Here is a 26,329-nt window from a genome sequence, read left to right on the forward strand (position 1 = left end):
AGACAAGAGATGTCCGCGACCGCCTTGCGAGCAGTTCGGTTCGGCCTCGTCGAACTCAAGCTGCTGTTCCGCCGCCCGATGACCGCTATGACCACGGTCCTAGTGCCGCTCGCCCTCGGTATCGTCACCTGGATCTCGGCACCCGACACCGCGGACCCGAGCTGGGGTGCCATCATCGGCGACCGCATTCTCATGCTGCTGGTCCTCGCCGGCTACCTCGTGAGCACCACCGTGGTGACCGCCCGGCGCCAAGCATTGGTCTTGAAACGCCTGCGTACCAGCGAGCTCAGCGACGCGGGCGTGATCTTAGGTGTCCTGATGCCGACTGCGGCCGTCGCGCTGGGGCAGGTAGCGGTACTGCTAGCCCTCTTCGCACTGGCGGGTGCACCCGCACCCGAGCAGCCGCTGCTCGTCGCCGCCGGGCTGTTACTCGCCATCGGCGTCACGATGTTGGCAGGCCTGGCCACGGCCAACCTGACCAGGACGGTAGAGCTGATGCAGCTCACCTCCGGACCGTTGCTCATCGCGGCATTCGCCGGAATGTTCCTGCGGATGCATCCCGACCCTGATCTCGCTTTGGTCGGCTTAGCCATGCCGGTGGTCGGGCCTGCGGAGTTGATCGCGATGGGTTGGGCCGGCGAATCTCTCGTCACCGCCCCTGCCAACCTGCCACCGGTCGGTTTGCTGGCGCTCGCGAGCACGGCGCTGTGGGTGGTGCTCATGGCAGCTCTGATCAGGAAGTCGTTTCGTTGGGAACCGAGGTCCTGATACCGCGACCGCGTCATCCCCGGTCCCGAGGTGGGCGCACATCGGGATCGGAAGAAACCGACAGCCGGATCGCCGACAACGCACTTGCAATCCGGCTGGTGTCGGCAGTCTGCTGATTCACCGGTCCGTCGGCATGCATTCACCCGCTGTTCTCGGATGGAACAGCCATCTGGATCCGGAGGATCACTATTTCCGGTGACAGCAGGCGGTGCGTGATGGAAGTGCCGTTCGCTGCGTCGGTGCTCCAATCGGCCTGGAAAACGGACTTATCGATGGCCTGCGTCATGGGTCTGCCGCAGCGCCTGCCGTGATACAGCAACCCATCAAGGCTCGCCTGATCCGTGCCATCCGGTCAGAAGTTGTGGATCGGGGACGCCGCGCGGCGCTGCGCGGGCCCGCCCGATCGGCGACTAGCGGCTCAACCGCCCGTCCTTTACTGCAGTAAGCAAGCCTGCGAAGGCCGACAGCGACACCTGAAGCACCACGTCGTGCGAGGTCCCGAACTCGACCTTACTGTCGCGGAGGCCGACCACATCGGTCAGCCGCGCGACCTCGACACAGTTGTTGCCGTTCTCACCGCTGTAACTGGACGTTCGGAAGTCGAACCGAGAGAACTCAGTCGGCTTGGCTTTCATGTCCTGGGCTCCATAGCTGGTCATGGATGACGGCGTCTCAACAGTACTCATCCGCTACCGAGCGAAGGAAACTGCGGGAGTCATCGAAGTTCAGTGCTACCCCGGCCAATCGGGCCCAGGCAGTGTCCAATGTGGTGACAGTGCGCTTATCGTCCAAATAGCGCAGTTCAGCCTCGTTCTCGGTGTAGGCGAACTCCAGCGCGCCGGCGACTCCAGGCGACGGGATGCGCAGGAGGACGAAGCCGTCGCGGATCGACGCACTCTGCACACGGGTCTTGAACGGCAGCACCTGGAGCCGAACATTGGGCAGTCTGGATAGCCCGATCATGTAGTCGATCTGCTCACGCATCACCTCAGGAGGGCCATACTGCCTACGCACCGACGACTCCGAGATCACGAACGCCGCCTGGGGCGGGTCCGGCTTGTGGTAGATCGCTTGCCGGGCCAGTCGCGCTTGGACCCGGTCGTCGAGGTCCGGCCCGGCATGGGCGTAGGAGTAAAGAGCGCGAATGAATGCCTCACACTGCAGCAGGCCGGGTGGAACCTCGCACTCGACTGTCCGAATCAGGTCACAGTGCTCTTCGAGGTCCACCAGCGTCCGGAAGTCCTCGTTGTAGAGACTGCGAATACCGGTCCACCTCCCGCGCTGATGGTTACCCCGGCGTAACTCCAGCAGAGCACTGATGTGCTGTTCCTCGGTGACTCCCAAGCCGTTAAGCAACAGGCGTAGGTCCCCGGGGGTGATGCTGGCCTGTCCGGACTCCAGGGCGGTGAACTGGCTTTGTCGTTTCTCAATCAACGCGGCGGCCTCGCTCTGCGACAGACCAGCACGATCTCGCAGGTAGGCGATCTCTCGGCCGAGCAACAGCTTCTTTGCGGTTGGCGTGACCTTCGCCATCGAAGCGCCTCTTTCTTGACGAGTGAACTGACCACCTAAATCTTCTCTGGTCTGCGGCCGTATTCAAGCAAGATCGGGTGCTCTGCCGAAAAACCGTGATTCCGCTAACCGAATCGGCGGCCCGGAGCCCCCGTTCAGGGCAACGAACATGGCTCCTCCGGCTTCTCTGCCCGCGACCTCGACCATGCAGCCCCACGAAGCCCGCTCGAACCGCATACGACCGCACAGCAGCCCGTCTCCCGCTCGTGGCCACTGACCGGCGCACGGGCCCGACCAACGACCGAGGGCCCCGGAGCAATGCTCCGGGGCCCTCGCCTCACGCGATGTCAATCAGCGGAAGTCACGACCGAAGTCGTAATCGTCCAGCGGCACTGCCGCACCGGTGCCGGTACCGAACACATCAGGCGTGTAGTAGCCGTCGTCGTAGGACGGGATCGCGTAGGCCGCGGCCCGTGCCTCCTCAGTCGGCTGCACCTGGATGTTGCGGTAGCGGTTGATTCCGGTACCCGCCGGGATCAACTTACCGATGATCACGTTCTCCTTGAGACCGACCAGCTTGTCGCTCTTGCCGTTGATCGCGGCATCGGTGAGCACTCTGGTGGTCTCCTGGAACGAGGCCGCCGACAGCCAGGACTCGGTCGCCAGCGAAGCCTTCGTGATACCCATCAGGACCGGACGACCCGAGGCGGGCTCGCCGCCCTGGGCCACCACCCGACGGTTGGCCGCCTCGAACACGCTGCGCTCCGCCCAGGATGCAGGAAGGAACTCGGTCGAACCGGAGTCGATGACCGTAACCCGACGAAGCATCTGGCGAACGATGACCTCGATGTGCTTGTCGTGGATCGAGACGCTCTGCGTCCGATACACCTTCTGCACCTCGCGAACCAGGTGAAGCTGTGCTTCCCTCGGGCCCATCACTCGCAGCACCTCGTGCGGGTCGACCGCACCTTCGAGCAGCTGCTGGCCGACCGTCACCCGGTCGCCGTCCTGCAACGGCCGCTCGCTGTCGTCCACCTGGACGGTGGCCAACCACTGCCGCCGAGACAGCTTGTCGTGAACGATCTCCTCGCTGCCGTCGTCCGGAATGATGGTGATCTTCCGGAAGCGGTCGCCCTCCTCCAGCTGGATTCGGCCGTCGACCTCGGAGATCGGCGCCTTACCCTTCGGGATTCGAGCCTCGAACAGCTCCTGGACACGGGGCAGACCGGTGGTGATGTCGTCACCCGCGACGCCGCCCTGGTGGAAGGTACGCATCGTCAGCTGCGTACCCGGCTCACCGATCGACTGCGCGGCGACGATGCCGACGGCCTCACCGATGTCGACCAGCTTGCCGGTCGCCATCGAACGGCCGTAGCAGACCGCACACACACCGACAGCGGACTCACAGGTCAGCACGCTGCGGACCTTGAGCTTCGACACGCCCGCGCTCAGCAGCGTCTCGATCGCCGGGTCACCGAGGTCGGAGCCTCTGGCGAGCAGGACGTTGCCGTCCTCGTCGGTGACGTCTTCCGCAGAGCTACGCGAGTAGACGCTGGTCTCGACGTGGACGTCGCGGATGAGACGTCCCTCGGTGCCGTCATCACCGATCGGCATGATGATGCCGCGCTCGGTGCCGCAGTCGGTCTCGCGGATGATGACGTCCTGCGAGACGTCCACCAGACGCCGGGTCAGGTAACCCGAGTCGGCGGTACGAATCGCGGTGTCGGCGAGACCCTTACGGGTGCCGTGCGTGGAGATGAAGTACTCCAGCACCGACAGGCCCTCACGGAAGTTCGCCTTGATCGGCCGAGGGATGTACTCACCCTTGGTGTTGGACACCACGCCACGCATACCGGCCAGCTGGACGACCTGCGTCATGTTGCCCGCCGCACCCGACTTCACGATCGTCGGGATCGGGTTGTCCTCGGGGAAGTTCTTCTCCATCGCCTCAGCGACTTCGTCCTTCGCCCGCTGCCAGACCTTGACCAACTCGCTGTTGCGCTCGCTGTAGGAGAGGGCACCACGCTGGTACCGCTTCTCGATACGGCTGGCTTCCAGCTCGTACTTGTCGAGGATTTCCTGCTTGTTGGCAGGAACAACGACGTCCGAGATGGAGATGGTGATACCCGAACGCGTCGCCCAGTGGAATCCGGCGTCCTTGAGCTTGTCCAGCGTCTGCGCAACGACGACCATCGGGTAGCGCTCCGCGAGGTCGTTCACGATCGCAGCCTGCTTCTTCTTCGGAAGCAGCTCGTCGATGAACGGGTAGTCCGCAGGGAGCAGGTCGTTGAACAGCACCCGGCCGAGCGTGGTCTCCGCCAGCCAGGTCTTACCCGGCTCCCAGCCTTCCGGCTCCTTGCCGCGCGGCGGAACCCGGTCGGTGACCCGGATCTTCGCCTTGGCGTGCAGGGAGAGCGCACCCCGGTCGTAGGCCATGATCGCCTCGGATGGGGAGGTGAACGCGTGTCCCTCGCCCTCTGCTCCCTCGCGGACCTTGGTGAGGAAGTAGATACCGGTGACCATGTCCAGTCGCGGCATCGCCAGGGGCCTACCCGAAGCAGGCGAGAGGATGTTGTTGCTGGACAGCATCAGGATGCGGGCCTCGGCCTGCGCCTCGGCCGACAGCGGAAGGTGGACCGCCATCTGGTCGCCGTCGAAGTCGGCGTTGAACGCCTCACAGACCAGCGGGTGCAGCTGGATCGCCTTGCCCTCGACGAGCTGCGGCTCGAAGGCCTGGATACCGAGGCGGTGCAGCGTCGGTGCACGGTTCAGCAACACCGGGTGCTCGGTGATGACCTCTTCGAGGACGTCCCACACCTGGCCGCGCTGCCGCTCGACCATCCGCTTGGCCGACTTGATGTTCTGCGCATGGTTCAGGTCGACCAGCCGCTTCATGACGAACGGCTTGAACAGCTCCAACGCCATCTGCTTCGGTAGGCCGCACTGGTGCAGCTTGAGCTGCGGACCGACCACGATGACCGAACGGCCCGAGTAGTCGACACGCTTACCGAGCAGGTTCTGCCGGAACCGACCCTGCTTGCCCTTGAGGAGGTCGGACAACGACTTCAGCGGGCGGTTGCCCGGTCCGGTGACCGGACGTCCCCGGCGGCCGTTGTCGAACAGTGCGTCGACGGCCTCCTGGAGCATCCGCTTCTCGTTGTTGACGATGATCTCGGGAGCGCCGAGGTCGATCAGCCGCTTCAACCGGTTGTTCCGGTTGATCACCCGACGGTAGAGGTCGTTCAGGTCGGAGGTGGCGAACCGGCCACCGTCGAGCTGGACCATGGGACGCAGGTCCGGCGGGATCACCGGGGTGCAGTCCAGGACCATGCCCTGCGGGTTGTTCCCGGTCGCCAGGAACGCCGCGACGACCTTCAACCGCTTCAGCGCACGGAGCTTCTTCTGGCCCTTGCCGTTGCGGATGGTGTCCCGAAGGATCTCCGCCTCACGGGCGATGTCGAAGGTCCCCAGCAGGGACTGGATCGACTCCGCGCCCATGCCGCCGGTGAAGTAGTCACCGTAACGGTCGTAGAGCTCACGGTAGATCAACTCATCGGGCACGAGCTGCTTCGGCTCGAGCTTGGTGAAGGTCGTCCAGATCTCGTCGAGCCGGTCCAGCTCACGCTGGGCGCGGTCGCGGAGCTGGCGCATCTCCCGCTCGCCGCCCTCCTTGACCTTGCGGCGGACGTCGCTCTTGGCGCCCTCGGCCTCCAGCTCGGCGATGTCGGCCTCGAGCTTCTGCGCGCGCGCCTCGATGTCGGCGTCCCGCTTCTCCTCGACCCGCTTGCGCTCTACGCCGAACTCGTTCTCCAGCGTGGGCAGATCGTTGTGCCGGAGTTCGGTGTTCACCGAGGTGATCACGTACGCGGCGAAGTAGATGATCTTCTCGAGGTCCTTGGGGGCCAGGTCGAGCAGGTAACCCAACCGGCTCGGCACACCCTTGAAGTACCAGATGTGCGTGACCGGTGCGGCCAGCTCGATGTGGCCCATCCGCTCACGACGGACCTTGGACCGAGTCACCTCGACGCCACAGCGCTCACAGACGATGCCCTTGAAGCGGACACGCTTGTACTTACCGCAGTAGCACTCCCAGTCCCGCATGGGACCGAAGATCTTCTCGCAGAAGAGACCGTCCTTCTCCGGCTTGAGAGTGCGGTAGTTGATGGTCTCGGGCTTCTTGACCTCGCCGTAGGACCACTGACGAATGTCGTCTGCCGTGGCCAGGCCGATACGGAGTTCATCGAAGAAGTTGACGTCCAGCACGCCGGTTCTTCTCCCCTGATAGTTGGTTCAGATCCGAGAGGGACCTGTGGGGCAGGGCCATGTCGGGTGGGCGTCGATCCCGGAATCGAGAATCGATACCCACCCGACGTCAGCGAGGTCAGTTCACGACATCGTCGACCGATGGCGACTCGTTGCGCGAGAGGTTGATGCCCAGGTTCGCGGCAGCCCGCTCCAAGTCCTCATCCTCGGTGTCGCGCATTTCGATCGCCGCACCGTCACTGGAGAGCACCTCGACGTTCAGGCACAGCGACTGAAGCTCCTTGAGCAACACCTTGAAGGACTCCGGGATGCCGGGCTCGGGGATGTTCTCGCCCTTCACCACGGCCTCGTAGACCTTCACTCGGCCGACCACGTCGTCCGACTTGATGGTGAGCAGTTCCTGAAGCGTGTAGGCAGCGCCGTAGGCCTGCATGGCCCAGCACTCCATCTCGCCGAACCGCTGACCACCGAACTGGGCCTTACCACCAAGCGGCTGCTGCGTAATCATCGAGTACGGGCCGGTCGACCGCGCGTGGATCTTGTCGTCCACCAGGTGCAGCAGCTTCAGGATGTACATGTAGCCGACTGCCACCGGATACGGGTACGGCTCGCCGCTACGACCATCGAACAGCTGTGCCTTGCCGTTGGCCTTGACCATCCGCTCGCCGTCCCGGTTGGGGCGGGTCGAGCCGAGCAGCCCGGTGATCTCGTCTTCCTTGGCGCCGTCGAACACCGGCGTCGCGGTATTGGTACCCGGCTCCGCGGAGAGGAGTTCCTCCGGCAGGCTTGCCGCCCATTCGGGCAGACCTTCGATATCCCAGCCCTGTTTCGCGATCCACCCGAGGTGGGTCTCCAACACCTGGCCGATGTTCATCCGTCGCGGCACACCGTGGGTGTTCAGGATGATGTCGACCGGAGTGCCGTCCGGCAGGAAAGGCATGTCCTCGGCGGGGAGGATCTTGCCGATGACGCCCTTGTTGCCGTGTCGACCCGCGAGCTTGTCGCCGTCCTGGATCTTCCGCTTCTGTGCCACGTACACGCGGACCAGCTCGTTGACACCGGGGGGCAGCTCGTCGTCGTCATCCCGGCTGAACACCCGGATACCGATGACCTTGCCCCGCTGGCCGTGCGGCACCTTCAGCGAGGTGTCGCGCACCTCGCGCGCCTTCTCACCGAAGATCGCCCGCAGCAGCCGCTCCTCCGGGGTCAGCTCCGTCTCGCCCTTGGGCGTGACCTTGCCGACGAGGATGTCGCCGTCGCGCACCTCGGCACCGATGCGGATGATGCCGCGCTCGTCGAGGTCGGCGAGGACGTCCTCCGAGACGTTCGGGATGTCCCGAGTGATCTCCTCGGCACCCAGCTTGGTGTCCCGAGCATCGATCTCGTGCTCCTCGATGTGAATCGAGGTGAGCACGTCGTCCTGCACGAGGCGCTGCGACAGGATGATCGCGTCCTCGTAGTTGTGGCCCTCCCACGGCATGATCGCCACGAGGAGGTTCTTGCCAAGAGCCATCTCGCCCTTGTCGGTGCACGGTCCGTCGGCGATGACCTGTCCGACCTCGACGCGCTCGCCCTCGGAGACGATCGGCTTCTGGTTGGTGCAGGTGCCCTGGTTGGAACGACGGAACTTGTGCAGCCGGTAGGTCTGCCGCGTCCCCTCGTCCGACATCACCGTGATGAAGTCCGCACAGACCTCTTCGATGACACCGGCCTTCTCGGCCACCAGCAGATCACCGGCGTCGACTGCGGCGCGCAGCTCCATACCGGTTCCGACCAGCGGAGACTCGCTACGCAGCAGCGGCACCGACTGACGCTGCATGTTGGCGCCCATCAGGGCACGGTTGGCGTCGTCGTGCTCGACGAACGGAATCATCGCGGTCGCGACGGACACCATCTGACGCGGCGAGACGTCCATGTAGTCGACGTCGGCGGGCTGGATGTAGTCCAGCTCGCCACCCTTCCGGCGGACCAGGACGCGGTCTTCCAGGAAGGTGCCGTCGTCGCCGACCGGGGTGTTGGCCTGCGCCTTGACGAAGCGGTCTTCCTCGTCGGCGGTCAGGAAGTCGATCTGGTCGGTGACCCGACCCTCGACGACCTTCCGGTACGGCGTCTCGATGAATCCGAACGGGTTGACCCGACCGAACGAGGACAGCGAGCCGATCAGACCGATGTTCGGGCCTTCCGGCGTCTCGATCGGGCACATCCGCCCGTAGTGCGACGGGTGAACGTCGCGGACCTCCATGCCCGCGCGCTCCCTGGACAGACCGCCGGGGCCCAGTGCAGACAGCCGCCGCTTGTGGGTCAGACCGGCAAGCGGGTTGATCTGGTCCATGAACTGCGAGGACTGCGAGGTCCCGAAGAACTCCTTGATCGCGGCCACGACGGGCCGGATGTTGATCAGGGTCTGCGGAGTGATGGCCTCGACATCCTGGGTCGTCATCCGCTCACGGACGACGCGCTCCATCCGCGACAGGCCGACCCGGATCTGGTTCTGGATCAGCTCGCCGACGGTACGCAGTCGCCGGTTGCCGAAGTGGTCGATGTCGTCGCTCTCGACGGGAACCTCGACCGCGTCGTCACCCTGGCCGACCGTCATCCGGTCGTCGCCTGCGTGCAGGCGGACCAGGTACTCGATCGTGGTGACGATGTCCTCTTCGATCAGCGTGCCCGCCTGGACGGGCTCGTTGATGCCGAGCTTCTTGTTCAGCTTGTATCGGCCGACCTTGGCGAGGTCGTAGCGCTTGTCCTTGAAGAACAGGTTCTCCAGCAGGGTCTGCGCGCTCTCCCTGGTCGGAGGCTCACCGGGACGCAGCTTGCGGTAGATGTCGAGGAGAGCCTCGTCCTGTCCGGCGGTGTGGTCCTTGTCCAGGGTGGCGATCAGCGTCTCGCTGAACCCGAACCGCTCCCGGATCCGCTCGGCGGTCCAACCAAGAGCCTTCAACAGCACGGTGACGGGCTGCCTGCGCTTGCGGTCGATGCGGACACCGACGGTGTCGCGCTTGTCGACATCGAATTCCAGCCAGGCGCCACGGCTGGGAATGATCTTTACGTTGTAGACGTCTTTATCCGTCGTCTTGTCGACGGCATGATCGAAATAGACGCCTGGCGAACGGACCAACTGGGAGACGACGACTCGCTCGGTGCCGTTGATGATGAACGTGCCCTTGTTCGTCATCATCGGAAAATCACCCATGAACACCGTCTGGCTCTTGATCTCGCCGGTGGTGTTGTTGGTGAATTCTGCGGTGACGAACAACGGCGCCGCATATGTCATGTCCTTGTCCTTGCACTCCTCGACAGAGGCCTTGACCTCGTCGAAGCGCGGGCTGGAGAAGGAGAGGGACATCGAGCCGGAGAAGTCCTCGATCGGGGAGATCTCGTTCAAGACCTCTTCAAGCCCACCGATTGGCAGGTCCTCGCCCGCATCAATGCGGCGTTGGAACCACGCGTCGGCACCGGTGAGCCATTCAAAGGACTGGACCTGAAGGTCCAACAGATCAGGCACCCTGAGCGGTTCACGAATCCTCGCGAACGAGACCCGCTTGGGTGCCCCAGGGATCCCCGACATGGAGTTGGTCGCAGCAGTGGCCTGGGTCGCGCGGGAGACTGCCAAGATGCGTCCTTCCAGGGACTGGTAGCTGGCTAAGCAGCGGCGCTAGCAGCCGACTAACACAGCTGTCAAGGGTGCAGTGGTGCCCAACATCCTACGCCCCGACAGAGGGCAGGCGGAAAGTGGGCAGCGCAAAGAGCCAGTCTAGCCGCAATCCCGGCGACTGTCGAGTGGCACCGGCGATGCCGCCACTCGCACGACAACAGAGTGACTCCGGTCGGCGGCGGAGTCAAGACGGCACGCGCCGATCACTCGCGTGGCCCAGCAGGCGGTCACCTCGCGTCACCATCGCCCGCCCGGAAGAGGCCACCTGCCCGTGATGCGGAAACAAAATCAGGGGGCGGACCCCAGTGGGATCCGCCCCCTGACAGAGCGTGCGTCAAAGCCTGGTCACTTGACGGTGACCTTGGCGCCCGCACCCTCGAGCTTCTCCTTGGCCGCGTCGGCGGCGTCCTTGGCGACAGCCTCGAGGACGGCCTTCGGCGCGCTCTCGACGAGCTCCTTGGCCTCCTTCAGGCCCAGGCCGCTGACGAGCTCACGGACGACCTTGATGACCTGGATCTTCTTGTCGCCTGCGGCCTCGATGACCACGTCGAACTCGGACTTCTCCTCGACGACCTCAGCAGCTGCGGCCGGGCCTGCGGCAACCACGGCGGCCGGGGCGGCGGCGGTGACGTCGAACGCCTCCTCGAACTCCTTCAGGAAGCCGGACAGCTCCAGGAGGGTCATCTCCTTGAACTGGTCGAGCAGCTCTGCGTTGGAAAGCTTCGCCATGATGGCTGTTCCTCTCTAGCTGACCCACCCGGTTGGAATATCCGTCGGGCAGGTGGATGGTGGGTGGGTGCTCAGCCTTCGGCCGGAGCGTCGGCGGCCTCGGCCTCGGGGGCCGCGCCTTCCTGCTTCTTCTCTTCCAGCGCGACCATGAGCCTGGCGGCCTTCGTCGCAGGCGCTGCGAACATGTACGCGGCCTTAGACAGGTTGGCCTTCAGCGCTCCCGCCATCTTGGCGAGCAGCACGTCGCGAGACTCGAGGTCGGCAATGCTGTTGACCTCGTCCACGGACAGCGCGCGGCCGTCCATGTAGCCGCCCTTGATGACGAGCGCCTTGTTGTCCTTCGCGAAGTCGCGCAGGGCCTTGGCTGCATCGACGGGCTCGCCCTCGACGAATGCGATGGCGGTCGGACCGGTGAACAGGTCGCTGAGACCGTCCACCCCGGCGTCCGACGCGGCGCGCTTGGCCAGCGTGTTCTTCGCGACGCGGTACGTGGCGCCCTGGCCGAGCGCATGACGCAGCTCGTTGAGCTGTGCCATGGAGAGCCCGCGGTACTCGGTGATCACCGCTGCCGAAGCAGAACGGAAACGGTCTGAGATCTCGGTAACCGCATCGACCTTGTCGGACTTGGCCATGTCGCCTCCTCTCTACGCATCGAATGTCGTTCGGGCGTGGCCGAACGACGGTGCTCGGGTCTGCTGATCCCGAAGCGAAGTCCATGCGGAGAAGACGAACGCCCCGGCGCAAGACGGCACGGGGCGTGAAAGCGACCGTCATCCAAGGATGACGTCGACGAGCCTCGTTCCTCCTGCGCGGGCCGCCCATTTCCACAACGGGCCTTCGTCGTGACGCAGTCGCCTGCGCACGAAACCAGCGGTCTTCGGTAGAACTGACGACTAGGTTAACCCATCGCGAAACGTCCCCGTGCCCGGGCTGGCACCACCACCTCGACGAGGCCGAGGTCGGACAACCTCTGCCTGCGAACCCCGATGTGTGCCGTAGCACCCGGGCTGCCGAAGACCGTGCTTCCGAGTCACTACCTGCAGCCGATCAGCCACGGCATGATGTGGAGGTGGCCGAACTCCAACGCCCTGACAATCCAGACGAGGTGCCCCCGCGACAAGCCGCGCTACCTGCCGTTCCCACCGAACCCCCGGCAGGGAACGCAGCGGACCAGCTCGACCCCGTCGCCCGGCGTGAATTCGAGGAGTTCCGTCGCTTCCAAGAGTTTCAGCGGTACAAGGCGGCCCATCCGGATGGCGCACCGCCGGAACCGCCCGCACCTCTGTGGCGCCGCATCCTGCGCAACAAGTTCGTGCGCAAGTTGCTGATGTTGCTGATCCTGCTCTTCGTCGCGCTCACCTTCGTCGAGTGCGCCTTCGGTGGCCGCGGCTCCGGGAGTGGGGCAGGTGGCGAGAGCCCCGGCTTCGGCACCGGTGGCAGCGTCCGCCCCAACAGCCCCCGGGAGACGGTCCGGACGGTCTATCACTACATCGGACATCATGAAGCAGGCGATCAACGGCCCTGTTCGTTCTTCACCACCGGCGCGGCGATCCAGTTCGCCGAGGCACACGGCACGGCCGACTGCGCTACCGCCGTGACGGAACTCGCGGGCCAGGTGACCGATGCCGAGGCCTACGCGAGTCCGGAGATCGACTCGCAGACCAACCAGGTCGACGGCGATCGAACCGAAGTGAGCTCCTGCGATTCGATCTCCGTACGGGGCGGGCCCGCGCTCGGAGACTTCCAGCTGTCCCGCCATCCAGACGGCGGCTGGGAGATCACCGGCTACGCGACGACCGAAGCCTGCGAATCCACTGCACCACCGTCCGAGGAAGCCGATCCCGGTGTGACCGCCAGGCCGTCGGAGACCGTGCGGCTCTTGCACACCTACGTTCTCTTCGGCCCCGCCTCCAACGCCTGTGCACTCTTCAGCCCGGAGGCAGGCGCCGACTTCGCCGCCAACTTCGGTGCCTCCGACTGCGCCTCGGCCGTCCAGGAACTCGGTGCCGATGCCGAGATCGGTTACCGCAACCCCGGCTTTCCCGATTCGGCGCAGCAGCGGTCCGAGCCGGTGGTGACCATCAGCTCCTGCGAGATGACGGTCGAGGACGGCCCCCGTCTCGGGCTCCTGGAGTTGACCTACCAGGAGGACAGCCAGTCGTGGTTGATCACCGGCCACGAGGCCGAGACCTGCGGGGGTTGATCCACGGCGAGCAGCTCAGTACAACGAAACGGGCCCCTGCCGCCGATGCGGCAGGGGCCCGTTTCAGGTGCGAGCTGTTGCTGGAACTCAGGCAGGCTCGTCGGAAAGCAGGTCGCGGGTGCGGTTCGGGTCGACCGGGATGCCCGGGCCCATCGTCGTGGAGAAGGTGATCTTCTTCAGGAAGCGGCCCTTGGCAGCCGACGGCTTGGCCCGCAGCACCTCGTCCAGCGCGACCGCGTAGTTCTCCACCAGCTTCTCGGTGTCGAACGAGGCCTTGCCGATGACCAGGTGTAGGTTGGCCTGCTTGTCCACGCGGAAGGTGATCTTTCCGCCCTTGATCTCGTTGACGGCCTTGGTGACGTCCGGGGTCACCGTGCCGGTCTTCGGGTTCGGCATCAGACCACGCGGGCCGAGGATACGAGCGATCCGACCGACCTTCGCCATCTGGTCGGGGGTGGCGATCGCCGCGTCGAACTCCAGCCAGCCGCCCTGGATACGCTCGATCAGCTCGTCGGTGCCCACCGCGTCGGCGCCTGCGGCCTCGGCCTCGGCGGCCTTGTCGCCGGTCGCGAAGACGATCACTCGGGCGGTCTTGCCGGTTCCGTGCGGCAGGTTCACGGTGCCGCGAACCATCTGGTCGGCCTTACGCGGGTCGACGCCCAGCCGGATCGCGACCTCGACCGTCGAGTGCTGCTTGGCCTTGGCGGTCTCCTTGGCCAGCGTCGAAGCCTCGAGCGGCGAGTAGAGCCGCGCGCGGTCGATGAGCTCTTCTGCCTGACGGTATGCCTTGCTGCGCTTGGTCATGGTCCTCTGTTCCTCTGTTCTGCGGATCAGTCGTGGTACCGGGCCAGCGCCTGGCCCTCCCACCTGCGGACGCCACGATAGCGACGCCGTAGTTCTAGGGGGTTGCCCGGCGGCGACACGCGCCGCCGGGTGATCAGATCTTGGAGACCTGGTTGAACGAGAGCTCGACCGGCGTCTCGCGACCGAAGATCGATACCAACACCTTGAGCTTCTGCTGTTCGGCGTTGACCTCGTTGATCGTCGCGGGCAGCGTGGCGAACGGTCCGTCCATGACCGTCACCGACTCGCCGACCTCGAAGTCGACCTCGATGCTCGACTTGCCCGCCGCCGCGGCCGCCTTGCCCTTCTCCGGCTTGGCCTCCTCGACCTGCGGGACAAGGAACTTCAAGACCTCGTCCAGGGTCAGCGGCGATGGCCGCGAGGTCGCGCCGACGAAGCCCGTCACGCCCGGGGTGTTGCGCACCGCGCCCCACGAAGCGTCGTTGAGCTCCATCCGAACCAGGATGTAGCCGGGCAGCACCTTGCGCTGCACCTGCTTACGCTGGCCGTTCTTGATCTCGGTGACCTCTTCGGTCGGCACCTCGACCTGGAAGATGAAGTCCTCCACGTCAAGGGTCTGCACCCGGGTCTCGAGGTTGGTCTTGACCTTGTTCTCGTAACCGGCGTAGGAGTGCACGACGTACCACTCGCCGGGCGCGCTCGCCAGGGCGGCACGCATCTCGGCCACCGGGTCGAACTCGGGTTCCTCGGCCGGCTCGGCTGCCGGAGTCGCCTCGGCCGCGCCGTTGGTGGCCTCCGTGGCAGTCTCGCCGGACTCGGTCGACTCGGCGAAGGTCGAGTCGGCATCGGCGTCCGCAGCGTGCGCCTGCACGTCGGACAGGCCGGCCAGCTCCTGGCTGTCCTCGTTGGAGGTCACTCTCGGTCCCGCTTCCTCTCGTGTGTCGCGGTCGCGGTCTGTCGACCAGCCTGCGATCCGCAACGGACCGAGGTCAGCCGAACAGCCACAACACGCCCTGGCTGAAGGCGATGTCCAGTCCCGCCACCAGCGTCACCATGAAGGAAACGAAGACCAGCACCACCAGTGTGTAGGTCACCATCTGCTTGCGCGTCGGCCAGATGACCTTCCGGAGCTCAGCAACGACCTCCCGGATGAACCGACCCAGCCTACGCGGCAACGAAGGGCGCTTGCCCTTGGTGTCGCGCGAGTCGGTCGGCCTGCCCTTCTTCGGGGTGGTACCCGCTGAACTCACGACCTCGCCCTTGGCCGACCCGGCGTCGCCGCCGCCTCGGTCCTTTCGGGCGGCCGGACGCGCGGAAGCGCGACGCTCTGCAGCGCTGCGTGGCCGGGAAGCGTCGTCGCGCTCCCCGTCCCGCTTGTGCTCGCGGTCCTCGCTCACGCTGCGCTCCTCCGCTCAGCCGTCGGCTTCGACGCAGGGGTGACAGGACTTGAACCTGCAACCTGCGGTTTTGGAGACCGCTGCTCTGCCAATTGAGCTACACCCCTTTGACGACCGACCTGGTGATCAGCCGTCATTCGGGCGACCCTGAACCACCCCGCGACCGGCGCGGGTTGGCTTTCGAGGCCGCCCGAGTGGGAAGTGTACGGTACGCCGCCCCGATTACTCCAACCCCATATGAATCGGGGCTGGCCGCCGTGCGCGTCAGGGGCAGGCTCACCGGCAGAAGGCCAGGTCTGGGACCATTCCGGCATGGCCGTTCCACAGACAGAACCCTCCGCCCCCAGCCCGCACCGCCCCCGGATCTCGGCGCGTGTGGGCGGCATCCGCGAGTCCGCGACCCTGGCAGTGGACGCCAAGGCCAAGGCGCTGAAGGCAGCAGGCAGACCAGTCATCGGTTTCGGCGCGGGTGAACCGGATTTCCCGACCCCGCAGCACATCGTGGCCGCAGCCGAGGCTGCTTGCTCCGAGCCGAAGAACCACCGCTACACCCCGGCAGGCGGGCTGCCCGAGCTCCGCGAGGCACTGGCCGCCAAGACACTGCGTGATTCCGACTACCAGGTCGAGCCGAACCAAATCCTGGTGACCAACGGCGGCAAGCAGGCCGTCTACCAGGCCTTCGCCACGCTGCTCGATCCGGGCGACGAGGTGCTGCTGCCCGCGCCCTACTGGACCACCTACCCCGAGGCCATCACCCTCGCTGGTGGCGCCGCTGTCGTCGTGCCGACCGACGAGTCCACCGGTTATCTGGTGAACGTCGAGCAGCTCGAAGCAGCCAGGACCTCGGCGACCAAGGTGCTGCTCTTCTGCTCCCCGTCCAACCCCACCGGCGCGGTGTACTCGCCGGAACAGGTCGCGGCGATCGGCCGCTGGGCGGCCGAGCACGACATCTGGGTGATCACGGACGAGATCTACGAACACCTCGTCTACGACGGCGTTCGCGCGGTGTCCCTCCCCGTTGCGGTGCCGGAGTTGGCAGACCGGTGCATCGTCATCAACGGAGTCGCCAAGACCTATGCGATGACCGGTTGGCGGGTGGGCTGGATGATCGGTCCCGCCGACGTCATCAAGGCTGCGGGCAACCTGCAATCGCACCTGACGTCGAACGTCTCCAACGTCTCCCAGCGCGCCGCACTCGCCGCGGTGTCGGGGCCGTTGGACGAGGTGGAGCAGATGCGTGCCGCCTTCGACCGCAGGCGCGGGACGATAGTGTCGATGCTCTCGAAGATTCCCGGCGTGACCTGCCCCACACCGCAGGGCGCCTTCTACGTGTATCCCTCGGTTCGCGAGCTGATCGGCAAGGAGCTCCGCGGGCAGCGGCTCTCCTCCAGCATCGATCTCGCCAGTGCCGTGCTGGAACACGCCGAGGTCGCGGTCGTGCCCGGCGAGGCATTCGGCACGCCGGGCTATCTGCGTCTGTCCTACGCCCTCGGTGACGAGAACCTCGTCGAGGGCATCGAGCGGATGGCCGCGTTGCTGGCCGAGGTGCGATAACCGCTCTACGCGTCAGGACAGCAGGGCGCCGCGAACCGGCGCCCTGCTGTCTTTCTCCGTCGCGGCGGGCCGATGGATGACGGCCCGCCGGCCGTCGTCACGCCAGTCGGACCTTGGCGATCGCCTTACCCAGCACCGTCTGCCCTTGACTGCGAGCGGTGACCGTGACCTTGAGGGTTCCGTCCTCGTTGCGTCCGGTGACCTTGCCGGACAACTCGATCAGGCCACCTTCCTCGGTGTCCGGTACGACGACCGGCCGGGTGAACCGCACACCGAACTCCACCACCGCACCCGGGTCGCCCGCCCAGTCGGCAACCAGCCTGGCGCCCTGCGCCATGGTGAACATGCCGTGGGCGATCACGTCGGGCAGCCCGACCTCGCGAGCGAAGCGCTCATTCCAGTGGATCGGATTGAAGTCTCCCGAGGCGCCCGCGTAGCGGACGAGATCGACGCGATGCACGGGAACCCGCAGTTCCGGCAGCGCCTGGCCGACCTCGACGTCCGTTGCAGCCCGCAGGCTCATGACCGTGTCCCTTCCGCTTCGTTGGCGGCCGCCGATTCGCCGCTGGGCGCAGGTGCGATGTCGGTGCCCCTGGCGACCAACATCGCTCGGGCCACGGTCACCAACTCATCGTCCGCAGCCCGGATATCGGCGCGAACGGTGATCATGTCGTTGCCCGCACGGCTGGCGACGTCCTCCACCGTCGCCGTGGTCGAGAGCAGGTCGCCCGCGTGGATCGGCCGGTGGTGCTGAAAGCTCTGATCGCCATGCACCACCCGGCTGTAATCCAGGCCGAGCTCTGGGTCCGCTGCCAACTCCGAGGTCGCCGACATCGACAGGATCACGGCGAAGGTGGTCGGCGCGATCACATCGGGATGCCCGGCTGCCACGGCCGCCTCGCGATCATGATGCACGGGGTCGGTCGCACCGACCGCATCGGCGAACTCACGGATCTTCTCGCGCGAGACCTCATACGGCTTGATGGACGGATAAACACGTCCGACGAAGGATTGGTCCAGAGCCACGCGCTTTACCGTACCGAGCGCCCCACCGGCTTCGGACCGGCAGGTTGTCGGCCTTGGCGCCGGCTACAGCGCTGTAAGCCCGTTTCAATCGCGTTCTGGGACCGGTTCCCAGGCCCGAGCGCTCCGCCATCGCACCCGGGTGCACCGGACCGATACAAGGCGCATCAGACCGGGTCGGGATCAGCCGACGACAAAGGCCCCCGCCTGTTCGGCGAGGGCCTTCGAGTCTGGTCGTTCGTGACGACGGGGGTGCGTGTGCACCGATCCGGTCAGCGGGTCTCCTTGTGCACCCGGTGGGTGTTGCAGTTCGAGCAGTACTTCTTGATGCCCAAACGGTCCGGGTCGTTCCGCCGGTTCTTCCGGGTGATGTAGTTACGGTGCTTGCACTCCTCGCACGCCAACGTGATCTTGGGGCGAACGTCGGTGGCGGCCACGGGGAGCCTCTCTCTCACTCGGTCTAGCGGGAACGAGATGGCCGACCACGGTCGTGGACGCGGACCATCTCACTTGGTAGCGGTGGCCGGACTTGAACCGGCGACGCAACGATTATGAGCCGTTTGCTCTACCAACTGAGCTACACCGCCAGAAAATGACGCAACACACACGACTCAACCGCGACATCCTACTTTCGAATGCCGCGACGAGATCGTGGAGCCCCAATACGGAATCGAACCGTAGACCTTCTCCTTACCATGGAGACGCTCTGCCGACTGAGCTATTGGGGCTTGCTCGGCTGGAGCGATGCTGACTTTACACAACCCTCGGCCAGTATCAAAAACGGGGTCCCCCGACGACCTGGGATTAGCCGACCAAGGTGAGCACCGTCTCATCGTAAAGACCACGAACCCGCACCGTACGGGCCTGCAACCAGGCTTCGAAACGGTCCAGCGGCAGTGGCCGGGAGATCAGGTAGCCCTGCGCGATATCGCAGCCCATCTCGACCAGCTGATCGCGTACGGCGTCCTCCTCCACCCCCTCCGCTACGACGACCAGACCCAGCGAGTGCCCGAGCTCGATGATCGAGCGCACCACTGCCATGTCGGAGAGATCCGACCCCATCCCGAACACGAAGCTCTTGTCGATCTTGACCTCGTCGACGGGCAACTGCCGGAGGTAGGCCAACGAGGAATACCCGGTGCCGAAGTCGTCGACGGCAAGCACGACGCCGAGCGCATGCAGTCGCCGCAACACCGGCAGCGCCCGCTCCGGATCGGACATCACCCCGGATTCGGTGAGCTCGAAGGTCAGCAACTGCGGTGGGACCTCATGCCTGCGCAGCGCCTCGCCGACCCGTTCCGGAAAGGTCTCGTCCGCGAGATTGCGCACCGACAGGTTCACCGCGGCGGAGATCCGCAGCCCCCGGTCCAGCCACCCCCGCACCTCGATGAGCGCGCGTTCCATGACGAAGGAGGTCAGTGCATCGACCAGGCCGGTGGCCTCGACGGCAGGTACGAACTCATCGGGGTCGAGCCTGCCGAACTCCGGATGCACCCAGCGGACCAACGCCTCCACCCCGACCACCGCCCGGCTGCGTAAGGCGATCTTCGGCTGGAAATGCACCTCGACCTGTCCGGTGTCCAGTGCCTGTCGGAACTGGGTGACCAACTGGAATCGGCGCAGGAAGATCTGGCCCATGCTCGGCGCGTAACGCCGGACTCCGGCATCGCCGGTCCTGGCGGCGCGCATCGCGACGTCGGCCTGCTGCAGCAGCGCGTCGGCGGGCGATCCCTCCTCGAGTGCCTCCTCGTCGAAGCACGCGTATCCGACGACGGCGGAGGCCTCCACGGTGAGCCGGTCCACGGGATAGGGCCGCGCGATCTCCACCAACAGGAGTTCGGCGAGCTCGGCGAGCTCTTCATCGGATCGATCGATCGCCAACGCCGCGAACGAACCGCTCTCCAAGCGGGCCAACGGCGCGTCGTCGCCCAGGACGTCGCGAATCCGTTTGCCTGCCGCCACCACCATCCGATCGCTCCAGGCATGGCCGAGTGCATCGCTGACGGTGGAGAGGACATCGAGGTCCAGACGCAACACCGCGACTCGGCAACCAGGATGAATCCGGGCGTCGGCCGTCTCGCGGAACCCCGGCCGGTTAAGTAGTCCGGTGAGCGGATCGTGATAAGCGTCGTGCCGTAGGCGGCCCAACAGCCTGCGGTTGTCCATCGTGGTCGCGAGGTGGCTGGCCAGAGTACGCAGCAACCGGATATCCGCGTGACCGAAGCCACGCCAACGGCTGATCCGGTCGTGCACCTCGACGGCACCGAGCAGCTGGTGGGCGCCGCGTAACGGCACGACGAGCGCCTCGTAGGCCCCGCGCTTCTGTAAAGCGCAGCGGACCTCCTCGACCGCATCGATGGCACGGAAGTAACGAACCTGGGTGCCGGGCAGCTGAAGCAGGGGGTCGTCGCGGAGCTCCCCGCAGGGCAGAGCATCCGGCGACAGCGCCTCACCGGAGACGACGGTGAGCGTGGTGACATCGGGAGCCAGCCGAAGATGCAACACGACCCTGGTGGCATTGAGCTGGTCGCGGATCCGGTCGGTGATCGACTGCCATTCCTCGCGGGACTGGCCGACCTCGAGCGCTCGCTCACCCGCTGGACGCCCGGCCTGCTGCCCGGAACGGGCCACGGTGAGGCTGACATCGCTGAGGGCCTCGAGATCGCGGCGTTCACGCAGCAATCCGGAATAGGCCCGGTAGAAGGCCGCGACGGCCAGGCAGAGGAAGACAAGCAGCGCCCAACCCCACGGCGCCTGGTCGGCCAACTCGAAACCGACCAGCCCCACCGAGGTGTTCAGCAGTCCGACGGCCAGGATGTACGCCGCCATCCGCACCGCGCCCGAGAAGCGGACCTCGCCGCCGAGCATCCGCATGGCCATCAAGGCCAACAGCATGCTGATCAGGGGCGAGAACAGCGCGCCGAGCATCACGGGCAGCCATTCGGGTCCGACATCGGCCAGCACGCGGCCGAAGACCGCCACCATCGCGAACGGCACGGCGACCTCGAGGCACATCACCCCGGCGTTGTAGATGGCGTGGCTGTAGGCCCGCCTGCTGATCAAGGTGCCCATCAGCATGCTCATGCCCGCCAGCAGATGCGCGATCAACACGATCTCGAATGGCGCGATGAGTAGTCCGATGACCAGCGGGATCTCGGTGAAGGAGACCGTCCAGCCGACTCGGTTCACGTCGACGTGGATGGTGAACCGCTCGGCCAGCAGGAATCCGATGGCCAGCAGTGGCGCGGTCCAGTACAGCTCGGTTCCGAAGTCGCTCGGAATCGCGACGCCGACGACCACAGAGGCCAGCACGCCCACGGTCAGCAGGAGGTAGGAGAAGAGCCGGAAGCTTCGTTGGTGTTCCTCGGTGCGCGGCGGCGGTGGAGAGCCAGCCGACTCCACCTCGGAGATCTGGCCAACGGTCTCGGTCATGCCATCCTCCTCATGCCCCGCCCCGGGCGCGCGGAGTCGAAACCGAGCTTCGCGCAGGCCGACCCACGAGGTCACATAAGTTTTACCATGGAATGCTTCGGTTTTTTCCTAACGCAGCGTTACATCCACCCCCTTTTTCCTGGGAGTGACCGACGGGCTACGCAGCGCTATTGACGAGGAATGGCCACTAGCGGTAAGCGATTACCTTTACCGGCGCCCCACAAAGCATCATTGATCGACTTCATCCACCAGATGAGCAGGTCAGAGCGGCACTATTTGCCTAAGGGAATCGTTTCGAATCGACCGCTAAGGCAGTAGAAGCGACCGGACACGGGGCATGCCGACCTTCGGAAAAGGACCGGTAAATCGATTACCCGAAGCCTTTTCAAGTCCGCCGGGTACACATTTTTTCTCGACAGGCGAAACGGTTAGAAGCTCGTTTCGACCGGCACGAAGATCAGCTCGGGCGGAAATGCACGGAGCCGCGCCATTGGAACCGTTCGGCCTGGCGGCCACGGAGGCAGAGAGGGTCAGCCAGTGCGGAATCAACCCGGTGAGGACACGGGTCACCCAGCCGACCCTCTCCCTGTCCGATTTCGACCGACGCGCTACTCGGAGCGACATCCGCCGACACGTGATCATGGCCGGGGGCGCGACCCCGACAACACGGGTGGTCGGAGCTCAGCGCCGGTCAGTGGCACCGTCGATCTGCGGGGTCGACGTCACCGGTAATTGGTGAACTGCAGGGCGAGATCGAAGTCGCCCTCCTTCAACAAGCTGATCACAGCCTGGAGGTCGTCCCGCTTCTTGCCGGTGACGCGCAGCTGGTCACCCTGGATCTGTGCCTGCACACCCTTGGGGCCCTCATCGCGAATCTTCTTGGCGATCTGCTTGGCCTTGTCCGTAGCGATGCCCTGCACGAGATTCCCCGTGACACGGTAGATACGGCCGGAGATCGCCGGGTCGCCGATCTCGAAGGCCTTCAGCGAGATGCCCCGCTTGATCAGCTTCTCTTTGAAGACCTCGATTGCGGCGGAGCAACGCTCCTCCGTCTCGGCCTCGATGGTGATGGCCTCCTCGCCGGACCACGACACCTTCGCTCCGGTGCCGCGGAAGTCGAAGCGGTTGGAGAGCTCCTTGCCCGCCTGGTTCAGTGCGTTGTCGACCTCCTGACGATCGACCTTGCTCACCACGTCGAATGACGCGTCAGCCACGTCCACACCTCCGAAGAAGACGACAGTTCGCCTGCTCGTTGACAGGCCAGGATGGCGCAACGCTACTCGGGTGGGTACCCGTTGCGGACTATGCCCCGCCGGTATGTATGCTGTGTCTCGCTGGTCGGCGCGCCGATCGGCTTGGCGGGTTGCCCGAGCGGCCAAAGGGAGCGGACTGTAAATCCGTCGGCTATGCCTACGAAGGTTCGAATCCTTCACCCGCCACACCAGGCATTCGGCCCCTGACCTCCATGTAAAGGTCAGGGGCCGAATGCTTTCCGGGTGCCATTTACGCCCCACTACCGAGCGGTTCCCGATTACGGTGTGGGGCAGGTCTAGTACGTTTCTGGCAGGTCACACGGCCCAATGCCACCTCGGTCATGCGGTTCGAGCATCAGTTTGTCCATCGCACAGGCCACGTAGAGCTTCAGGACTCGAACACTGCCCGTCTTCTCAACGATCGCGGTTCCAGAGAACACCGGTGTTCAACCACAGTTTCACGGCCCGGGCAACGACGGACTGACGTCATTGTGGCGTTCCGTACTGGTCAGGCAGACGTCCGACCCAGTCGGTCAGTCGTGAGAGGAAGGTCGTGGCTGTGTGGGGAGCTCTGTCCTCCGGAAGGAGCGCTCCGGCGTGGAATGCATGTGGCATCCCCTCGTAGATGTCGAGGTCGACCGCCGCTCCGGCCGCCGACGCAGCTTCGGCGAATCGGCGCGAATCACCGAGTAAGATCTCGTCCCCGCCAACGATGACGAGCAGCGGGGGCATCCTGCTGAGGTCTCCGTAGATGGGGGACTGCGGAGCCTCGTCCCGACGCGCGGAACCCAGATATCCGGCGCCAACCGCTGCGACTGTTGTGGGGTCGATCACGTCACTACCGCGGTTGGCCGTGATCGGCGCGGGATCCTCGGTGACGAAGTCGGTGACCGCCGATATCGGGATTGCCCCAGCGGGCAGTGGGTCGTCTGCGCCTGCCAACACGAGCAGCGCCGACAGCAGCAGCGTCCCCCCTGCTGACTCTCCCACCAAGAGGATTCGGGATGCAGGAACGCCGTGGGCCAGGATGGCTCGATACGCAGCTACCACGTCGTTGATTGCGGCGGGGTACGGATGGGTCGGTGCAAGTCGATAGTCGACGGCGAAGGCTGGTCGTCTGGTCGCCTGTGAGAGCCGGTGCGCCATGACCCGTTCCGCTGCCGGGTTGCTGTAGGTGAAGCCGCCCCCATGGACGTAGAGGGTCACCCCTGCTGTCAGTGGGTTGCGTTGAACGTGATCGCGTGACGCGCTGATCCATGCCCCGGGTATTCCTCTCAAGTCGGGCGCTGGGTTCAGGTCGGTTTCGGCGTCGAGTTCTGGCAGGCTGGAAAACACCACAGCCTGCGCGGCCCGCACCACAGCACTTTCGTCTGCGGCGGCCGGTATATCGGTGGCATGCACGAACGAGATTCCTTTCCGGGAGCCCGGTATCCTGCGATCGGTAGCGCTGAGCCATGCCAGGCGAGCGCAGTATTGGTAATAAACGATGAGCCCTAAGAGCCGCCGATCCTCGAACTCGCCTGAATTGAGCAAATCTAATTCGGCGTTGACCGAGACTGCTAAGCGATGGGGCGGATTGAGGATTGCGGTACAGGCCTACGGAGAACCGCGACTTCGCACAGTCGTCGACCACGACAGTTAATCGAGCGGCAGCAGCTCAGGGCGGCAACCGCAAAGTACGGTGCCGCTAGCAGCGCTATGGTGTCGACCGAGGACCGGCGCGAACGCAGTTTCGCCCGCTGAAACCTAGGTGAGGAGTGAACAGCCTGAGGTCATGGCGACATCCTCCAGAGTCCGGTGCCACCCACCCGTCACCGTCCACCTAGTGACGTCACATGGCACAGCGCCAGAATGTGCCCGATTTGGCTCGCGTTGTCAACGCACTCTCAAAATCTGCCTTCCGAGGCCCACGGAACGCCGGGGTCGGGATCGCGTCTCGGCCTGGCCGATAGGCGCAGGAGCGCTGACGCGACAGAGCCGATCAAGCAGGGACCCGGTGCCGAAACAGGAGGAAGCCCGCGCGGCCGCACATCTGTCACCTGAGAAGTTTGACCGAAAATTCGCGGTGGTACAGCATTCGGCGACCTCGGCGATCCGTTCGATGAACCAATCAACAGCCTCAAGGAGTGCGCGCGCACTGAGAACCCGTTGCCAGGATCACCCATTGCATGGGCAGCATGCCCTGATCCGCCATCCGTTGCACCGTGATCGAAGAAGGGATGCTTCCGAAACACGTTCTCGCAAGCTCACGGGCGGGCATACACCACTCAGAACCTGGGTTCTTCACCATCCGAGCACCTCAAGCGCTGTACCACACAGTTCCGCAGACCAGGCAACAAAAAGCCGCAGTAGCGATCAGCGCGCGCAGATTATTCCAGCGCACCCATTTCGTCTCGAACCGTGCTCGCAACGCAGCCAAGATCCTCGCATCGGTCGAAACGTCTGCCGCAGCCAGCGCTTCATTCATCGGAACATTAATCCGCATCGTAATCAGAATCATCAGCAGATCGAGCAGTAGGGCCGCGAGAATCCACGGAAGTACTTCCCTATTCCCCTCGTGGCTCCACTGGAGCCCTGCCGCCAGGACCATCGCCACGGGAGCGCCGCCGAAGACGATCGCGAACCAGCCGTTGAGGATGGCCGCGTTGATCCGTTGCATCACCGAGACGAACGTTCGGTCATCGGTGGCACGCAACCCAGGCATGACAGCACAGGAGAAGCCATAGAAGAGACCCGCCGCCAGTCCCATAAGGATGGTTGCGCCGACCAGAACAAGATCAGGCATCGGGATCACACCTTGTCGAGCCGACGCCCTGGCCTCCGGTGTTCCAGACGCCCATCGCAGCCACGGCACGGGCATAGGAACTGAAGTCTCGTGCTTCTCTACCGAGGATCCGAAGAACGTCATCGGTTGTATGTGAGTTTCGTCCGTCAAGGACTCTGGTGAACAGGTCGGTCAGCCCGGCGATCTCCTCGGCAGGAACACCGGCTTCCTCGGCGCCCGCCGCATACTGCGCCGGTGAGACGGATCGGTAGCGGATCTCCCGGCCCGCGGCCGCCGTGATCTCAGCGGCGATGTCGGTGAAGGTGAGCAGTCTCGGTCCGGTCAGCTCGTAGGTCTGGCCGGCGTGTCCGCTCTCGGTCAAAGCGACGACCGCCACCTCGGCGATGTCATCGACGTCGATGAACGGTTCGGTGACCTCGCCTGCGGGAAGGGCGATCTCGCCGCCCAGCACGGGGGCGAGCAGGAAGTGTTCGCTGAAATTCTGGTTGAACCAGCTGGCCCGGAGGATGGTCCATTCGGCATCGGTGTCCCGGACCGCCCGCTCTGCGGGGGCGGCGCCCTCTTCGCCCCGGCCGGACAACAGCACCAGACGTCGAGCGCCGCCTCGCACCGCCAGGGTGGTCAGTGCCCGAATCCGGGCGGCTGCCTCGGGAAAGGCCACATCCGGGTAGTAGGTGATGTAGACCGCCGTGACGCCGGCGAGCGCCGCGTCCCAGGTCGATGCATCAGCCCAGTCGAATGACGGGTCGCCCGTTCGAGAGCCGATCCGCACCGACCGGCCGCGGCGGGTGAGTCGGTCGGCGACTCGACGTCCGGTCTTGCCGGTACCTCCGAGGACCAAAATCAACTCGTCACGGGAATCGTTCTGTGTCATGTCCTCAGCTAAGGACAGATTCGAGAGACTCTCCATAGCTGAAATACTCGTTCGCATCATTCATCGTCTAAGGTCTT

General features: G+C 65.0%; 20 protein-coding genes and 4 tRNA genes. 4 read left to right on the plus strand and 20 right to left on the minus strand.

Annotated elements, in window-relative coordinates; genetic code table 11:
* Positions 1-9 precede the first annotated feature (9 nt).
* Positions 10-768, plus strand: a complete 759-nt coding sequence (locus BKA25_RS24280) for a hypothetical protein (RefSeq protein WP_157420918.1) — start codon at positions 10-12, stop codon at positions 766-768.
* 410 nt (positions 769-1,178) lie between these two features.
* Here BKA25_RS24280 and BKA25_RS24285 read toward each other — a convergent pair whose 3' ends face one another.
* The 6 genes from BKA25_RS24285 to rplJ all read right to left on the minus strand — a co-directional run bounded on the left by BKA25_RS24285 (position 1,179) and on the right by rplJ (position 11,559).
* Complete coding sequence (locus tag BKA25_RS24285; RefSeq protein ID WP_236750464.1) at positions 1,179-1,427, minus strand: DUF397 domain-containing protein; 249 nt, start codon at positions 1,425-1,427, stop codon at positions 1,179-1,181.
* Positions 1,428-1,440: 13 nt separating this feature from the next.
* Complete coding sequence (locus BKA25_RS24290; RefSeq protein WP_069846368.1) at positions 1,441-2,301, minus strand: helix-turn-helix domain-containing protein; 861 nt, start codon at positions 2,299-2,301, stop codon at positions 1,441-1,443.
* A 330-nt stretch (positions 2,302-2,631) separates the two neighbouring features.
* On the minus strand, positions 2,632-6,543 hold the full coding sequence (locus BKA25_RS24295; protein WP_069846366.1) for a DNA-directed RNA polymerase subunit beta': 3,912 nt from the start codon (positions 6,541-6,543) through the stop codon (positions 2,632-2,634).
* A 118-nt stretch (positions 6,544-6,661) separates the two neighbouring features.
* Positions 6,662-10,156 (minus strand): DNA-directed RNA polymerase subunit beta, encoded by a 3,495-nt coding sequence (rpoB, locus tag BKA25_RS24300; RefSeq protein ID WP_069846364.1) that lies wholly within the window; start codon positions 10,154-10,156, stop codon positions 6,662-6,664.
* Between the two features lie 387 nt (positions 10,157-10,543).
* A complete protein-coding gene (rplL, locus tag BKA25_RS24305) occupies positions 10,544-10,927 on the minus strand; it encodes a 50S ribosomal protein L7/L12 (protein WP_069846363.1) in 384 nt (127 codons plus the stop codon).
* Between the two features lie 71 nt (positions 10,928-10,998).
* Entirely contained in the window at positions 10,999-11,559 is a 561-nt protein-coding gene (gene rplJ, locus BKA25_RS24310) for a 50S ribosomal protein L10 (protein ID WP_069846361.1), read from the minus strand.
* Positions 11,560-11,996: 437 nt separating this feature from the next.
* On the opposite strand from rplJ, the gene BKA25_RS24315 reads away from it, so the two are divergent.
* Complete coding sequence (locus tag BKA25_RS24315; protein ID WP_157420917.1) at positions 11,997-13,130, plus strand: hypothetical protein; 1,134 nt, start codon at positions 11,997-11,999, stop codon at positions 13,128-13,130.
* Positions 13,131-13,217: 87 nt separating this feature from the next.
* On the opposite strand, the gene rplA is transcribed toward BKA25_RS24315, so the two are convergent.
* The 4 genes from rplA to BKA25_RS24335 all read right to left on the minus strand — a co-directional run bounded on the left by rplA (position 13,218) and on the right by BKA25_RS24335 (position 15,438).
* Positions 13,218-13,934 carry a 50S ribosomal protein L1 gene (rplA, locus tag BKA25_RS24320; protein WP_069846358.1) on the minus strand — a complete coding sequence of 239 codons (717 nt, stop codon included), beginning with the start codon at positions 13,932-13,934 and terminating at the stop codon, positions 13,218-13,220.
* Positions 13,935-14,067: 133 nt separating this feature from the next.
* The gene (nusG, locus tag BKA25_RS24325) at positions 14,068-14,850 is read right to left on the minus strand and encodes a transcription termination/antitermination protein NusG (RefSeq protein WP_069846356.1); all 783 of its coding nucleotides are present in this window, start codon (positions 14,848-14,850) and stop codon (positions 14,068-14,070) included.
* Positions 14,851-14,923: 73 nt separating this feature from the next.
* Entirely contained in the window at positions 14,924-15,331 is a 408-nt protein-coding gene (gene secE, locus BKA25_RS28150) for a preprotein translocase subunit SecE (protein WP_069846355.1), read from the minus strand.
* A 34-nt stretch (positions 15,332-15,365) separates the two neighbouring features.
* A tRNA-Trp gene (locus BKA25_RS24335) sits at positions 15,366-15,438 on the minus strand.
* A gap of 205 nt (positions 15,439-15,643) precedes the next feature.
* Here BKA25_RS24335 and BKA25_RS24340 point away from each other — a divergent pair.
* Positions 15,644-16,885 (plus strand): pyridoxal phosphate-dependent aminotransferase, encoded by a 1,242-nt coding sequence (locus BKA25_RS24340; protein WP_069846353.1) that lies wholly within the window; start codon positions 15,644-15,646, stop codon positions 16,883-16,885.
* Between the two features lie 97 nt (positions 16,886-16,982).
* On the opposite strand, the gene BKA25_RS24345 is transcribed toward BKA25_RS24340, so the two are convergent.
* From BKA25_RS24345 to BKA25_RS24375, 7 genes are all read right to left on the minus strand, one after another.
* Positions 16,983-17,408: a MaoC family dehydratase gene (locus BKA25_RS24345; RefSeq protein WP_069846351.1), complete on the minus strand. Its 426-nt coding sequence runs from the start codon at positions 17,406-17,408 to the stop codon at positions 16,983-16,985.
* A complete protein-coding gene (locus BKA25_RS24350) occupies positions 17,405-17,911 on the minus strand; it encodes a MaoC family dehydratase N-terminal domain-containing protein (protein ID WP_069846349.1) in 507 nt (168 codons plus the stop codon). The genes BKA25_RS24345 and BKA25_RS24350 overlap by 4 nt, the downstream gene beginning before the upstream one ends.
* A gap of 269 nt (positions 17,912-18,180) precedes the next feature.
* Positions 18,181-18,345, minus strand: a complete 165-nt coding sequence (gene rpmG / locus BKA25_RS24355; protein WP_069846347.1) for a 50S ribosomal protein L33 — start codon at positions 18,343-18,345, stop codon at positions 18,181-18,183.
* Positions 18,346-18,419: 74 nt separating this feature from the next.
* Positions 18,420-18,495 (minus strand) — tRNA-Met (locus BKA25_RS24360).
* 65 nt (positions 18,496-18,560) lie between these two features.
* Positions 18,561-18,636: transfer RNA gene (locus BKA25_RS24365), tRNA-Thr, on the minus strand.
* Between the two features lie 76 nt (positions 18,637-18,712).
* Positions 18,713-21,340 (minus strand): putative bifunctional diguanylate cyclase/phosphodiesterase, encoded by a 2,628-nt coding sequence (locus BKA25_RS24370; protein ID WP_069853224.1) that lies wholly within the window; start codon positions 21,338-21,340, stop codon positions 18,713-18,715.
* A 722-nt stretch (positions 21,341-22,062) separates the two neighbouring features.
* On the minus strand, positions 22,063-22,554 hold the full coding sequence (locus BKA25_RS24375; RefSeq protein ID WP_069853223.1) for a YajQ family cyclic di-GMP-binding protein: 492 nt from the start codon (positions 22,552-22,554) through the stop codon (positions 22,063-22,065).
* A gap of 143 nt (positions 22,555-22,697) precedes the next feature.
* Here BKA25_RS24375 and BKA25_RS24380 point away from each other — a divergent pair.
* Positions 22,698-22,779, plus strand: a tRNA-Tyr gene (locus BKA25_RS24380).
* Between the two features lie 300 nt (positions 22,780-23,079).
* On the opposite strand, the gene BKA25_RS24385 is transcribed toward BKA25_RS24380, so the two are convergent.
* The 3 genes from BKA25_RS24385 to BKA25_RS24395 all read right to left on the minus strand — a co-directional run bounded on the left by BKA25_RS24385 (position 23,080) and on the right by BKA25_RS24395 (position 26,252).
* Positions 23,080-23,994, minus strand: coding sequence for an alpha/beta hydrolase fold domain-containing protein (locus BKA25_RS24385; RefSeq protein ID WP_216637779.1), 915 nt, complete (start codon positions 23,992-23,994; stop codon positions 23,080-23,082).
* An 898-nt stretch (positions 23,995-24,892) separates the two neighbouring features.
* Positions 24,893-25,378 (minus strand): anthrone oxygenase family protein, encoded by a 486-nt coding sequence (locus BKA25_RS24390; protein WP_069846345.1) that lies wholly within the window; start codon positions 25,376-25,378, stop codon positions 24,893-24,895.
* Positions 25,371-26,252 (minus strand): Rossmann-fold NAD(P)-binding domain-containing protein, encoded by an 882-nt coding sequence (locus BKA25_RS24395; RefSeq protein ID WP_069846344.1) that lies wholly within the window; start codon positions 26,250-26,252, stop codon positions 25,371-25,373. Before BKA25_RS24395 ends, BKA25_RS24390 begins: the two co-directional genes overlap by 8 nt.
* Positions 26,253-26,329 lie beyond the last annotated feature (77 nt).

Origin of the sequence: Actinoalloteichus hymeniacidonis (assembly GCF_014203365.1) — a bacterium.
Lineage (GTDB): Bacteria > Actinomycetota > Actinomycetes > Mycobacteriales > Pseudonocardiaceae > Actinoalloteichus_A > Actinoalloteichus_A hymeniacidonis.

Excerpts from the sequence above, each read along its gene's own strand:
- rplA (WP_069846358.1), bottom strand. The coding sequence starts at position 13,934 with ATGACCAAGCGCAGCAAGGCATACCGTCAGGCAGAAGAGCTCATCGAC.
- rplJ (WP_069846361.1), bottom strand. The coding sequence starts at position 11,559 with ATGGCCAAGTCCGACAAGGTCGATGCGGTTACCGAGATCTCAGACCGT.
- BKA25_RS24290 (WP_069846368.1), bottom strand. The coding sequence starts at position 2,301 with ATGGCGAAGGTCACGCCAACCGCAAAGAAGCTGTTGCTCGGCCGAGAG.
- BKA25_RS24370 (WP_069853224.1), bottom strand. The coding sequence starts at position 21,340 with ATGACCGAGACCGTTGGCCAGATCTCCGAGGTGGAGTCGGCTGGCTCT.
- BKA25_RS24390 (WP_069846345.1), bottom strand. The coding sequence starts at position 25,378 with ATGCCTGATCTTGTTCTGGTCGGCGCAACCATCCTTATGGGACTGGCG.
- rplL (WP_069846363.1), bottom strand. The coding sequence starts at position 10,927 with ATGGCGAAGCTTTCCAACGCAGAGCTGCTCGACCAGTTCAAGGAGATG.
- BKA25_RS24340 (WP_069846353.1), top strand. The coding sequence starts at position 15,644 with ATGGCCGTTCCACAGACAGAACCCTCCGCCCCCAGCCCGCACCGCCCC.
- BKA25_RS24285 (WP_236750464.1), bottom strand. The coding sequence starts at position 1,427 with ATGACCAGCTATGGAGCCCAGGACATGAAAGCCAAGCCGACTGAGTTC.
- BKA25_RS24345 (WP_069846351.1), bottom strand. The coding sequence starts at position 17,408 with ATGAGCCTGCGGGCTGCAACGGACGTCGAGGTCGGCCAGGCGCTGCCG.
- BKA25_RS24280 (WP_157420918.1), top strand. The coding sequence starts at position 10 with ATGTCCGCGACCGCCTTGCGAGCAGTTCGGTTCGGCCTCGTCGAACTC.
- BKA25_RS24395 (WP_069846344.1), bottom strand. The coding sequence starts at position 26,252 with ATGACACAGAACGATTCCCGTGACGAGTTGATTTTGGTCCTCGGAGGT.